Genomic DNA, 12,571 nt, shown 5'->3' with positions numbered 1-12,571 from the left:
CAAGTCATAAAAGAGGATGTTATGGCAAAAGAAGTATTAAGAATTGAAGATCTTAAGCAGCACTTTGTATCAGGTAAAGGACTGTTTAAGAAAGGCTACACCATTAAAGCCGTTGATGGCGTGTCGTTATCAGTAGGTGAGGGTGAAACTCTTGGCCTAGTAGGTGAATCTGGCTGTGGTAAAAGTACCCTAGGTCGTACTATTTTGAAATTGTACGAGCCAACAGAAGGTAAGATTTTCTTTGAAGGCAAAGACATCACCAAATTGTCTGTGAAACAAATGCGCTCATTGCGTAAAGACATGCAAATTGTCTTTCAAGACCCGATGGAATCGCTTAACCAACGTCATACGATTGGAATGATTCTCGAAGAGCCGTACGTGATTCACAACATTGGTACGTCTTCAGAGCGTAAGCAGTGGGTGAAAGAGCTGTTGGTCAAAGTCGGTTTGCCAGAAACGGCAGTGAACCGTTATCCACATGAATTCTCTGGTGGTCAACGTCAGCGTATTGGTATTGCCCGTGCTATCGCCCTTAAACCGAAGTTGTTGATTTGTGATGAGTCAGTCTCTGCGTTAGACGTATCGGTTCAGGCTCAGATCTTGAATTTGTTACTGCAACTTCAGCAAGAAATGAATCTGGCCATCATCTTCATCTCACATGATTTGTCTGTAGTGAAACATGTGTCCGATAAAGTGGCGGTGATGTACTTTGGCAAAGTGGTGGAAGCGGGCAACGCGAAAGAAATTTACGCGAACCCTCAAAATGACTACACCAAAAAACTACTATCCGCGATTCCTATCACGCACCCTAAATACCGCAAGAAAAAGCGCGTGGCAGAAAAAAAGCAGCAAGTGGCGTAAAGTCACCTTCTAGGTAAAATGAAACGCTCCTATTAATTGGAGCGTTTTTTCTTTCTGCCGGTGAGGTTTGTCAGTTCAGCTTATTCAACTCTGCGTGCTACACTGCAAACTTACTCCTTTGATTTGTTTGGATAGTTGGCCATGCCGTCGCATTTACCTAAATCATTCAGTCGTCCCTTTCTGAAAATCTTTCATCTGCTTGAAGCTGTGCTTTTGGTTGCCATTACTCTGGCGACTGTTTGGGCTATGGTCGAAGAGTTTGTCCATATTTACGTGCAAAAGCGTGTTGCACTCGATGATATCTTATTGATGTTCATCTATCTGGAAGTGCTTGCTATGGTTGGGCAGTTTGTGATGAACGGTAAGATACCAGTCCGTTACCCAATTTACATTGCCATGATGGCCATTGCTCGCTATATCACTCTCGGAATGAAAGAGCTCGACTCTGTGATGATAGTGTGGCTGTCTTTGGCCGCGTTTATTCTAGCTGCCGCTACTTTGGTTATTCGAGTCGGTCATCATTATTGGCCGTATATTGATAATCAAACCGCCGAAAAAGATGAATAATGTTAAGCCTCACCAAGTGCGAGGCTTTGTTTTTGTGTGAAGGGGAATCACATCTACACGACTTTGGGGTAAAAAAGTGTAAAGTCATCTCAAGCACTATTGTTTCTTGTCTGTTTGACAGTTATCTTCACGCTATCCCGTATTCTCCTTTTTATGAGACATTGTGATGCTGATGAAAAGCACATCCACAATTTGCTTCCTGCTCTCTGCTTTGATGGCTTTTATGCTGTCGAGTGGCGTAGCTCGTGCAGAGGTCTCACCCGGTTACTCAGATAACACTCCCAATGCAGAAGTGATGCACTTTAGCTATTGTGATATCGAGTTTAATACCGTCAACAAGGAAGAACCGGGTTGTTGTGAACCGGGCGGAACATGCTTCGAAAAACAATGTTGTTCCCATGGTCATGCTTCGGGCACGGCAGTTGTCGAAACCCAGCAACGTTCATATGAGGCACCATATCGTCATGAGCTTGCTACTAGCCAAACTTCTATCTATACCAGTGCAGATATGCACTCTCACTATCGTCCTCCGATAGCTTAATTCCTATCGCGCAGCATATCGCTGCCAACAATGTCACTGCACGCATTACCGTGCGAATTTGTTACGCGTGTAAATAGCTTTTTTATTTACACCGCCCTGTGATGGGAACTAAAAAATGAAAACCACTTTAATTGCTCGTAACGAGCGCCTTGCTGCGTATCTGCCAAACCTTGTTAATGCTCAACAAGCGGGAGGTCGTCATGACGTATAAGCATCTACCAATTATCTTGTTCGTGTCTGTGTGTTTTATTTGGGGCACCACGTGGTTTGCGATGGAAGTAGCGGTGCAAACTATTCCACCTATCTTTGCTACTGGACTGCGTTTTCTGATTGCCGCACCGCTATTAATCATGTTGGCGAAACACCTCAAACAACCTCTGTTCTTCCCCAAAGGTAAAGTGTTCTGGATGTTCGTCGTTGCGATTTTCTACTTCGCGATTCCGTTTACCTTGATGATTTTTGGGGAACAATACATTTCATCGGGCCTTGCTTCGATCATCTTCGCCAATATGCCGATAGCGGTGATGGTGACATCGAGTCTGTTTCTTGGGCTTAGGTTACGTAAATCCCAGATTGTCGGCCTTTTGGTCGCGGTTCTGAGCTTAATTCTGATTCTGGCGAAAGAAATGAGTCTAGGTGGGGAGGATTACCTGCTGGGCTTTCTCGCTCTAGGTGGGGCGGTCGCGATTCATGCAGTGATGTATGTGTTTGTTGAAAAGTTCTGTAAAGGCATTCCAGTACTGACTTACAACGCCTTTCCAAGCTTTGTTGCTTCTGTGCTGTTGTTTATCACCTCATTGATCGTCGAGCGACCAGATATTTCTCAGTTCTCGGTGGACTCGATTAGCGCTGTGATTTATCTCGGTATGTTTGCTAGCGTAGGTGGCATTGTGGCGTACTTTAAGCTTGGACAAGTGTCGACGCCGTTTACTGCCTCGATCTGTTTTCTGTTTTTCCCGTTGATTGCGCTGAGTCTTTCTACATGGATTGCAGGTAACAGTTTGTCGTTGGTTTCTGTCGCTCTGCTGCTGCCATTACTTGGCGGTATTTTTGTGACTAAAGCTGAGCCTACTTTCTGGCAGCGTTTTCGCCTAAAATCTACAGAGCAAAAACCTGTGCTATGTGAACATTGTATGAAGAACATCAATGCCTAAAACAGACTAAACGTCATGAAGAAGCCCCATTGGATTGGGGCTTTTGATGTGACTTTATTTACCTTGTTCGTTACGCAGGTACATGATGGCAACCATGCTAAAGCCAATAAATTGCCATAGGTATTGCCCATCACTTGCACCCGTAATGGTTTGGGTGAAAGCCATACAACCTGTCACGAATAGAGATGCAAAAGCCGCATAAAGTAGCCACGGACGTTCTTTGCTAGCCATAAACTCACCTACCAGCACCGAGCGAATCACCAATAAAAACGGTAAGCACTGCAAAGCAATGAGGATCGGGAACATAAAGTCAAACGTTGGACTTAGCAGTGCATGACCGACTTGGCTCTTATCCCACGTTCCAACGATATAACCTTTCCAGCCAGCCCAAGTATCGCCTGCATAGGCGGTGTCAGGCGTGATGAAGCCAAGTAGCACGCCCATCACTTTATCGATAAAGCCATTTTTAAACCAAAAGACGAACAGAAAGATCTGGATTGGAATGATCTGAAAAGCAAACTTCTTCAACATGTGTGTATCCCAAGAAATGAATGATTTGGTTTACAAGTATGTGGAAGGCACGTTTTTTACGCTTGATGCAAGGCAAGCGAGTTGAACTCCAAACAAAAATCAAACATCCAGAATGCCCATCAGCATTGGGGAGGCTGACTTAACAATTGGTGAGAGCAGGCGATTTTTCACTCCGCTTTATTTGAGGCTATTTTGCTGTTTGGAATAGGTTTGCTTTTTGTGAAGATTCAATAAGATCAAACAGTTGCCCGTTATGTTCTTTTTTCATCTCAGTATAGCGTTGGTAATTGTATTGCGAGCCTTTCGGGTTATCTGCGAGTTTGTCAGCCACGCTGAGTAAGTAAAAACTGATTGGGCTTGGCGTGCTTTCTGCTGCGTAAAACAAGTACGGGAAGGCTTGATTAGGATGCTGGTTGATAAGCAAAGCGAGCCCCAAAGTGAGGTTGGCAATATCACAACGTGGGTTCAGTTCGAACGCTTGCTTAGCTGAGTGAAGTGCCTGTTCTCGGTCTTCTTGTTTGTGCTCGCGTAAGTAAGCTAAAGATTCAGAGTAAGACAACAAAGCGCTGACCAAATAGCTGTCTCGCCCTTGTTGTTGAATCGCATTAAGCTGCTGAGCAATATCCGAAAAAGCAGGACCACCTTTACCTTGATAGAAAAGAGAAATCCCTTCAGAGATCACTTTCCAATCGTCATAGTTACTGATGGACGTCACGCGATGGCTAGCCACTTCGTAATCGGAACTCATTGGGGCAATGATGGCTTTGATTTCTAAAATCACATCGCCAATAGCATCGAAGAAGTTATCTTGGTTAAATGTCTTCTCTACCTTTTGGCTCTGGTTGGGTTGATGGTTGTTTTGCACCAAGACGCTAAGCACATAATTGCCTTCTACTTTCTTGATCCAACTTTTGAGCTCAACACCGTGGTTGGCAAGAGACTGCTTACTTTGTTGGGATAACTGAGAATAGTGATAACCGGATAGGTTTTTGGCTGAATTTAGACCATAGAAGAGATAGTTATATACGCTTTCTGCCATTTCAAAGTTGCTGCTGGAATCGAGCGTAATATCATGAATATAAACGGGCACTACGTCACTTTGTTGCGCAGTTATCACCGTTGTGTCATCAGCGGTGTCACCTTTTGGCAAAGCCCAAGCCACAATAAGCCCAACCGTCAGGATTGCCGCTACAGCTAAAACCATACGTTTGTTTTTAGGCTTTGCGGTACGAGTAAGAGGAACCGCTTCTTCAGTGATAGGAGGGCGCGTTATGCTTGGCTCAGTCACTTCGATATCAAATAAGTAACCTTGCTTAGAAATGGTCTGAATGATGCGATACGGACGCGTTTTGTCCTGAAGCTGACTGCGCAGTAGACTAATGACTTGTCTCACCAAGTTGTCGGAAACTTGCGTCCTTTGCCAGACATCATCGGCGATTTGCTGGGTACTCAGTACGTTCCCACGGTTCTCGATAAAGCAGCTGAGCAATCTTGCTTGCAATGGCTCTAAATGAATCTCCTCACCATCAATCATCAACTGATTTTTATCAGGATAGAAAGAAATAGGGGAGTCATGTTGCAGGACGAAGCAATGCGGACGAGTCATGGCGATTCAATGGTTTAGAAGTAACCACACAAGACTATTGGTTTTATATATAGGAAGCAAGTGAAGCATCAGCAAATAAAAAGCCCCGCAGTGCGAGGCTCTTTAGATATCTCATCGAGGTCTTTATTATTCGATGTTCTGAATTTGTTCGCGCATTTGCTCAATCAGAACTTTCAGTTCAACACCTGATGCAGTGATGTCTGTGCTGATTGATTTTGACGCTAGCGTGTTCGATTCACGGTTGAACTCTTGCATCATGAAATCTAAACGACGACCGACTGCGCCACCTTTCTTCAGGATGTTTGTGGTTTCTTTTACGTGAGAATCAAGACGGTCTAGCTCTTCTGCTACGTCTGATTTCTGCGCCAGAAGGATAAGTTCTTGTTCAACGCGAGATGGGTCTAGCTCTACTTTTGCATCTTCAAACTTCGAGAACAGACGCTCACGTTGCCACTCAAGAATTTCTGGCATGCGTGCACGAACTTTTACAACTTCTGCAGTGATCGCTTCTAGGCGTTGCTCGATAAGCGCTTTCATATTGTCGCCTTCACGACCACGCGCTTCGATGAACTCACCAATTGCTTCATCAAAAGCAGCAAGCAGTTCTTTATTAACCTCATCCATGTTTTGCTCTGGCGTTTCCATCACACCTGGCCATTGCATGACTTGGAATGGGTTGATGCGGCTTAGCTCACCAGTCATGTGCATCACTTGCTCAGCAGCTTTGATCACTTGGTTTGCCAGTGCTTCGTTAATGCTAAGCTCTGCTTTTGCTGCTGGGTTTGCTTCAAAACGCAGATTACATTCTACTTTGCCGCGAGCTAGGCGCTTACGAAAACGCTCACGCAGTACTGGCTCAAGAGCACGGAACTGTTCTGGCATGCGGAAGTAAGTTTCTAGGTAGCGTTGGTTTACACTGCGGATCTCCCACACTGCGCTGCCCCAATCGCCTTTTACTTCTTTGCGTGCATACGCTGTCATACTGTAAATCATCGAATTTTCCTGTCTTTTAAATTTGCTGAAAATTACCACGCAATAGTAGCACAGCAAGATGGCAGAGGCTTTGCTATTCTGTGACGAGATTGTCCAGATAGCTTTATTTAATCGATTCCGTTATAATCTGCGCCCAACCAAATCGTCTTCTCCTCATTACTTAAGGTAGATGCCCATGCGTCCAAACGATCGCAAGGCGGACCAAGTTCGCCCAATCAAAATTACTCGTAACTACACAGCTTACGCTGAAGGCTCAGTGTTAGTTGAATTTGGTAACACCAAAGTGTTGTGTAATGCGACCGTTGAAGAATCTGTGCCTCGTTGGCTAAAAGGTCAAGGTAAAGGCTGGGTAACGGCTGAATACGGCATGCTACCTCGTGCAACTCACTCGCGTACTCGTCGTGAAGCGGCGAACGGTAAGCAAGGTGGTCGTACGATGGAAATCCAACGCTTGATCGCACGTAGCCTACGCGCTGTGGTTGATCTACAAGCGATGGGTGAGTTCATGATCACAGTTGACTGTGATGTTATCCAAGCAGACGGCGGCACTCGCACTGCATCTATCAGCGGCGCAAGCGTTGCAATGGCAGACGCGTTTCAACACCTAGTGGATAGCGGCAAGCTAAAAGCAAACCCAATGAAAGGCCACGTAGCGGCAGTTTCTGTTGGTTTGCTAGGTGATGATGTTCTGTGTGACCTTGAGTACGTTGAAGATTCAGCGGCAGACACAGACATGAATGTAGTGATGACAGAAGAAGGCAAGATGATTGAAATTCAGGGCACCGCAGAAGGTGAACCGTTCAGTCATGAGCAGCTGATGGCTCTGCTAGAGTCGGCGAAAGTCGGCATTACGGAAATTGTCGCAGCGCAGAAGGCGGCGTTAGCCAATTGATTTTAATAGCTCCCATTATGGGGGCTATTTTTTTATCTCCGTCGTATATGAATCTACAGCGTTGTTCGCTGCGCTTTTCTACTGGATCGCCAGTCCGACCTATTTACATAGAAGACTATGCTCATAGGGATAGAAAAACTTGCTGCCTAGCTGTAAATCCATCTACTTAGGAGATAACGCATTAGTGTTTATTAACTGCTTGGGAATATGGATACCAAGCCTGTATTTAGAGAGAAAATAATGAAAGCATACCAGCGTGAATTTATTGAGTTTGCACTTGAGAAAGAAGTTCTTAAGTTTGGTGAGTTTACTTTGAAATCTGGCCGTAAAAGCCCGTACTTCTTTAACGCTGGTCTTTTCAATACTGGTCGTGACCTAGCGCGTCTTGGTCGTTTTTACGCTGCAGCACTGGCGGACTCCGGCATTGAGTTTGATGTACTGTTTGGCCCTGCATACAAAGGTATCCCAATCGCGACTACAACAGCAGTAGCGCTAGCGGATCACCACGACATCGACACGCCATACTGCTTCAACCGTAAAGAAGCAAAAGACCACGGCGAAGGTGGCAACCTTGTAGGCTCTGCTCTTGAAGGTCGTATCATGCTAGTAGATGACGTAATCACAGCAGGTACCGCGATTCGCGAATCAATGGAAATCATCCAAGCAAACGGTGCGGACCTAGCAGGTGTATTAGTTGCGATTGACCGCCAAGAAAAAGGCAAAGGTGAGCTGTCTGCGATTCAAGAAGTGGAGCGTGACTTTGGTTGTGCAATCATCTCAATCGTTAGTTTGACTGACCTTGTGACTTTCCTTGAAGAGAAAGGTACAGACAAAGAGCACCTAGAAGCAGTAAAAGCGTACCGAGCAGAATACGGCATTTAATTGCTCTTTCATCATTAAAGAAAAAGGGGCTGGTGGATATCCATCAGCCCCTTTCTTTTATCTTTATCACTTACTTGTAGCGAATGCCTTTTGGCGCAGTTTCATCAGCCATGGTCTTGTAGCGTTTATGTAGCCACATCCACTGCTCTGGTGCGCGCAGAATAACTTCTTCTACAAAGGTGTTCATATAAGCCGCTGCCGCTACTTCGTCTTTTTTCGGATAGTCGGCTTCAATGCACTTATCAGCGATGATTTCATACTTACCATCTCCATTTCGGAAGCCAGAGCCCGGAATTATCGAGCACTTGGACGTGTAAGCCAGAATGCTGGTGCCAGTTGTAGTACAAGCGTCTTCAATTGCGAAGAAAGGGACGAATACCGATTTGTTACGACCGTAATCGTGATCCGGTAAGTAAAACAAACGTTCACCGCTGCGTAGAACACGAATCATTTGTTTAACGTCTTTGCGGTCAATGAGTTTGTTGCCGTTGTGTGTGCGTCCCCAGTACTGAATGAAGTTGTACGCTGGGTTGTTGTGCGGGCGGAAAGCGCCATAGCCTGCAACACCTAACACGCCGAAAGCACGAGCGGTGATTTCAAGATTTAAAGCATGTACACAACACAGTAATACACCTTTACCTTCTGTGGCTTTCTCACGAAGTGCGACTAGGTCTTTCTCAATGATCAGAGTTTTGAAACGCCATGTCGGCCAAAACCAAGTGATACCGGTTTCGATCAGCGCCATACCGGTATTCTTGAAGTTCTCTTCAATAATGTGTTGGATCTCCTCAGGCGCTTTATCTGGAAAAGCCAGTTCAAGGTTACGTGTCGCGACATGGACACGACCTTTGCCATAGCGCATGCCGAGGTGGCCGAGTGTGCTACCTAACGATAGCAACATGCGGTATGGAAGGATATTGACTACGATAGCCAAAAAGCCAAAGCCGAGCCAAACACCCCAGTTACGAGGGTGGAGAAGTGAAAGAGAAAACTCCGGCTTAGTGAATTTGTCTTTACTCATAATCTCTACTTAATTTGTGCGCTAAGAAGTGCCCAATACTCGTCAAAGTTCGCTGTTGGTTGGTATTTGAAATCACTACGAACAAAGCGGTTCAAGCTGCCTTCAACTTGTCCTAGGATTTGAGCGGCTAAAATGCGCTCTTCCACTGGGAACGATTTGCCTTCACGGATCTTACGTTCACGTAGGATCTGACGAAGCTGTGTTTCGATACGTTCAAACAGTTGGTTGATGCGATCGCGTAGGCGCTCATTTTCAAACATTAGAGCATGACCAGAAAGAATGCGTGTCAAACCTGGGTTACGTTCTGAGAATGCCAAGATAAGGTGCATTACCATACGAATGCGCTCTAGCGTGTCTTTCTCATCATCCAAAATGCGGTTGATACGAGTCATGAGTGCTTCTTCGATGAACTCAATCAAGCCTTCAAACATGCGAGCTTTACTTGGGAAGTGGCGGTAAAGTGCCGCTTCTGAAACACCGACCTGTTTCGCCAATTTTGCCGTAGTAATGCGTGAAGCCCCTTCTGTAGATTCAAGCATCTGCGCGAGAGCTTGCAAGATTTCTTCACGACGATTGGATTTTTTACTGCCGGCCATTTAGTTACTTCCTTTCAAAATACAAAGTTGAGCGGAGGGGATTATAAGACGCTCTTTGGCATCAAACTAGACCAGTGAGGAGGTAATGGGAGCTTTAACACCCTCACTTGTCATGTTTGTACCAAATTTGTGCCAGTTTTCTATGAAAAGCGAATGGTAATTACATCAATTCGTGCATTTTTTCCAAAATTCTGAAACTTAGCGCTTCTTTGGATTCTAATGCCAACGCCTGTTCGCCTTCTGGCCAGAATAAAGTGATGGCGTTGTCGTTACTGTTAAAACCTTGGCCTTCAACAGAAACATCGTTCGCACAAATCATATCGAGGTTTTTCTTTACCAGTTTACCGCGAGCGTAGGTTTCTACGTCGTTGGTCTCTGCGGCAAAACCAACGGTGAATGGACGTTGCTCTGTCATATTGGCAACGGTCGCTACGATATCAGGATTTTTGACCATGTTGATGGTCATCTGATTGTTGTTTTCGATCTTTTTCAACTTTTGAGACGCTACATTTTCTGGACGGTAATCTGCTACGGCGGCGCAGCTAATGAAAGCTTCGTGGTTCGGCGCGTGAGCTATTACAGCATCATGCATCTCTTGTGCACTCGCAACATTGATACGCTCAACACCTGCTGGCGTATTCAAGCTGACGGGTCCACTGACTAGCGTGACCTTCGCTCCCAATTGCGCAGCGGCATTTGCTAGTGCAAAGCCCATCTTTCCTGAGCTATGGTTAGAAATGTAACGCACTGGATCAATTGCTTCACGAGTTGGACCTGCGGTGATCAATACCGATTTTCCTGCCAACAGTTTCGGTTGGAAGAACTGCTCACATAAGCCGACAAGTTGCATTGGCTCTAGCATTCGACCAGGGCCCACATCGCCACATGCTTGCTCACCGGCCGCAGGGCCCCAAATATGCATACCACGGCGTGCAAGTGTCGCGATGTTTTCTTGAGTTGCGACATTGCGGTACATCTGTTGATTCATTGCTGGAGATACCGCTACTGGTGAATCTGTCGCAAGTACTAACGTAGTAAGCAAGTCATTACCCATGCCTGCCGACATACGTGCAATCAAATCTGCAGTTGCAGGAGCAAGAAGAACCAAATCTGCCCATTTTGCCAGTTCAATGTGACCCATCGACGCTTCTGCTGCTGGGTCTAACAAGCTATCCGACACCGGGCGTCCAGAGACTGCCTGCATGGTTAAGGGAGTAATGAACTCCTTCGCCGCTTTGGTCATCACTACTTGAACTTGCGCGCCTCTTTCTATTAGGCGACGGGTTAGCTCCGCACATTTATACGCGGCAATACCGCCACTGATGCCGAGTAGAATTTTCTTTCCTGCTAGTGTTTGCATGTGAGATCTCCAATTTTTCTGGCGACGAGTTTAGCACAACTGAATCTATCATCGCCCAAGCAAATCTGATGAGAAGCTAATCCATATCAAACTACAGAATATTAATTATTGGGATTTCTAGAGCCTCAATAATGGTTTTTTGTGTTCAAATTTTAGAGAAGAGGTCTATGCCTTTTTAAGAAATCCACAGGAGAGAAAAGACGATCTGGTTGAACGCGGTACATTCTGATGGATTGCTAAATTACATAAAAAAGCTGCGGCTAACGGAAAAAACAAAAGTCAGTTTCGAATTTCTGCTTTTGTTTTGTGCAATAGGAGTTCACTAGTGAAAGAGAGCTCATGATGACCCTTAAATCCCTACCTACTGATTCTATGCCACGAGAGAAGTTGCTACGCAGAGGGCCGCAAGCTTTGAGCGATGCTGAATTATTGGCGATTTTTCTTCGCACTGGCACACAAGGTATGAATGTCATCGAATTGGCTGATTTTCTTATTCAAGATTTCGGTTCACTTCGCCAGCTTTTTTCTGCAACCGAAAAAGAGTTCTGCCAACACAAAGGGTTGGGACAAGCGAAATACGTGCAGTTACAAGCCGTCTTGGAAATGACGCAACGTTATTTAGCCGAAACCTTAAAGCGTGGTGATGCATTAACCAGCCCCGAACAAACTAAAATGTATCTTTCTTCTATATTAAGAGATCGACAAAGAGAGGCTTTCTACATTCTTTTCTTAGATAACCAGCATAGAGTAATAAAAGATGAGATTTTGTTTGAAGGCACACTAGATGCCGCGTCGGTTTATCCAAGAGAAGTCGTCAAGCGAGCCTTGCATCACAACGCAGCTGCTTTGATTCTGGCACACAATCACCCGTCTGGTGTTGCAGAGCCGAGCCAAGCAGACAGACGAATTACGCGACGATTAATCGATGCTTTAGCGCTGGTGGATATACGGATTTTGGACCATTTCGTTATCGGTGATGGCGAAAGCGTTTCTTTTGCAGAAAGAGGGTGGATATAACTGTGCATTTTTTAGGTTGTTAGTTGCTAAAAATCTGCTATCATCCTCGCCACTAAATTTTTAACTGAATTCAGCTTGGACTGCTAGAAAAAACCTGCTGTCTAAAAAAAGATCACGAAAACCTGTAAAAAGGATCTGTTCGGGTCTTGAGCAATGCATATCAAGTTAGTATAATGCGCGACCTTTGATAGCCTTGTATGGATTTTCCATAGCGGTTCTTAACCTCTAACTTCTTTCCGAGAAATAGAGAGGTTCGGCCACCAAGGTTGATATCGAGCTGAAACGATTTTGGAGAAGACATTCATGTCACGAGTATGCCAAGTAACTGGTAAGCGTCCAGTAACGGGTAACAACCGTTCACACGCACGAAATGCTACTAAGCGTCGTTTTCTGCCGAACCTACAAACTCATCGTTTCTGGGTAGAGAGCGAAAAACGTTTTGTTAAACTACGCCTTACTGCAAAAGGTATGCGCATCATCGACAAGAAGGGTATCGATACTGTTCTTGCTGATATCCGTGCACGTGGCGAAAACGTTTAAGAGGAAATAG

General features: G+C 45.2%; 14 protein-coding genes. 8 read left to right on the top strand and 6 right to left on the bottom strand.

Annotation, left to right across the window (positions count from 1 at the left end):
- The first annotated feature begins 21 nt into the window (after positions 1-21).
- The 4 genes from ITG12_RS10135 to ITG12_RS10120 all read left to right on the top strand — a co-directional run bounded on the left by ITG12_RS10135 (position 22) and on the right by ITG12_RS10120 (position 3,123).
- Positions 22-861 carry an ATP-binding cassette domain-containing protein gene (locus tag ITG12_RS10135; protein WP_080774273.1) on the top strand — a complete coding sequence of 280 codons (840 nt, stop codon included), beginning with the start codon at positions 22-24 and terminating at the stop codon, positions 859-861.
- Between the two features lie 141 nt (positions 862-1,002).
- Complete coding sequence (locus ITG12_RS10130) at positions 1,003-1,428, top strand: phosphate-starvation-inducible PsiE family protein (RefSeq protein ID WP_038870113.1); 426 nt, start codon at positions 1,003-1,005, stop codon at positions 1,426-1,428.
- Between the two features lie 166 nt (positions 1,429-1,594).
- Positions 1,595-1,969, top strand: a complete 375-nt coding sequence (locus ITG12_RS10125) for a hypothetical protein (protein WP_038870114.1) — start codon at positions 1,595-1,597, stop codon at positions 1,967-1,969.
- 200 nt (positions 1,970-2,169) lie between these two features.
- Positions 2,170-3,123: a DMT family transporter gene (locus ITG12_RS10120; RefSeq protein ID WP_248873042.1), complete on the top strand. Its 954-nt coding sequence runs from the start codon at positions 2,170-2,172 to the stop codon at positions 3,121-3,123.
- 54 nt (positions 3,124-3,177) lie between these two features.
- Here ITG12_RS10120 and ITG12_RS10115 read toward each other — a convergent pair whose 3' ends face one another.
- The 3 genes from ITG12_RS10115 to ITG12_RS10105 all read right to left on the bottom strand — a co-directional run bounded on the left by ITG12_RS10115 (position 3,178) and on the right by ITG12_RS10105 (position 6,253).
- Entirely contained in the window at positions 3,178-3,654 is a 477-nt protein-coding gene (locus ITG12_RS10115; protein WP_248873041.1) for a hypothetical protein, read from the bottom strand.
- A gap of 187 nt (positions 3,655-3,841) precedes the next feature.
- On the bottom strand, positions 3,842-5,260 hold the full coding sequence (locus tag ITG12_RS10110) for a winged helix-turn-helix domain-containing protein (protein WP_248873040.1): 1,419 nt from the start codon (positions 5,258-5,260) through the stop codon (positions 3,842-3,844).
- Between the two features lie 126 nt (positions 5,261-5,386).
- Positions 5,387-6,253, bottom strand: coding sequence for a YicC/YloC family endoribonuclease (locus tag ITG12_RS10105; RefSeq protein WP_248873039.1), 867 nt, complete (start codon positions 6,251-6,253; stop codon positions 5,387-5,389).
- 175 nt (positions 6,254-6,428) lie between these two features.
- On the opposite strand from ITG12_RS10105, the gene rph reads away from it, so the two are divergent.
- A complete protein-coding gene (rph, locus tag ITG12_RS10100) occupies positions 6,429-7,145 on the top strand; it encodes a ribonuclease PH (RefSeq protein ID WP_005430192.1) in 717 nt (238 codons plus the stop codon).
- A 240-nt stretch (positions 7,146-7,385) separates the two neighbouring features.
- On the top strand, positions 7,386-8,027 hold the full coding sequence (gene pyrE, locus ITG12_RS10095; RefSeq protein ID WP_005379384.1) for an orotate phosphoribosyltransferase: 642 nt from the start codon (positions 7,386-7,388) through the stop codon (positions 8,025-8,027).
- Positions 8,028-8,097: 70 nt separating this feature from the next.
- Here pyrE and ITG12_RS10090 read toward each other — a convergent pair whose 3' ends face one another.
- The 3 genes from ITG12_RS10090 to coaBC form a co-directional block, all read right to left on the bottom strand.
- Positions 8,098-9,048: a Kdo(2)-lipid IV(A) acyltransferase gene (locus tag ITG12_RS10090; RefSeq protein ID WP_248873038.1), complete on the bottom strand. Its 951-nt coding sequence runs from the start codon at positions 9,046-9,048 to the stop codon at positions 8,098-8,100.
- A 5-nt stretch (positions 9,049-9,053) separates the two neighbouring features.
- A complete protein-coding gene (slmA, locus tag ITG12_RS10085; protein ID WP_005434407.1) occupies positions 9,054-9,644 on the bottom strand; it encodes a nucleoid occlusion factor SlmA in 591 nt (196 codons plus the stop codon).
- A gap of 160 nt (positions 9,645-9,804) precedes the next feature.
- The gene (gene coaBC, locus ITG12_RS10080) at positions 9,805-11,004 is read right to left on the bottom strand and encodes a bifunctional phosphopantothenoylcysteine decarboxylase/phosphopantothenate--cysteine ligase CoaBC (RefSeq protein ID WP_248873037.1); all 1,200 of its coding nucleotides are present in this window, start codon (positions 11,002-11,004) and stop codon (positions 9,805-9,807) included.
- 342 nt (positions 11,005-11,346) lie between these two features.
- Between coaBC and radC the strand changes: the two genes are divergently transcribed.
- Together radC and rpmB are read left to right on the top strand one after the other, a co-directional pair.
- Positions 11,347-12,021 (top strand): DNA repair protein RadC, encoded by a 675-nt coding sequence (radC, locus tag ITG12_RS10075; protein ID WP_038864935.1) that lies wholly within the window; start codon positions 11,347-11,349, stop codon positions 12,019-12,021.
- Positions 12,022-12,324: 303 nt separating this feature from the next.
- On the top strand, positions 12,325-12,561 hold the full coding sequence (gene rpmB, locus ITG12_RS10070; protein WP_005467944.1) for a 50S ribosomal protein L28: 237 nt from the start codon (positions 12,325-12,327) through the stop codon (positions 12,559-12,561).
- Positions 12,562-12,571: the final 10 nt, after the last annotated feature.

Source organism: Vibrio sp. ED002 (genome assembly GCF_023277445.1).
In the GTDB taxonomy this organism is placed as follows: domain Bacteria; phylum Pseudomonadota; class Gammaproteobacteria; order Enterobacterales; family Vibrionaceae; genus Vibrio; species Vibrio jasicida.
Note: the sequence above shows the minus strand (reverse complement) of the source record. Positions and strands in the feature narration are given on the sequence as shown.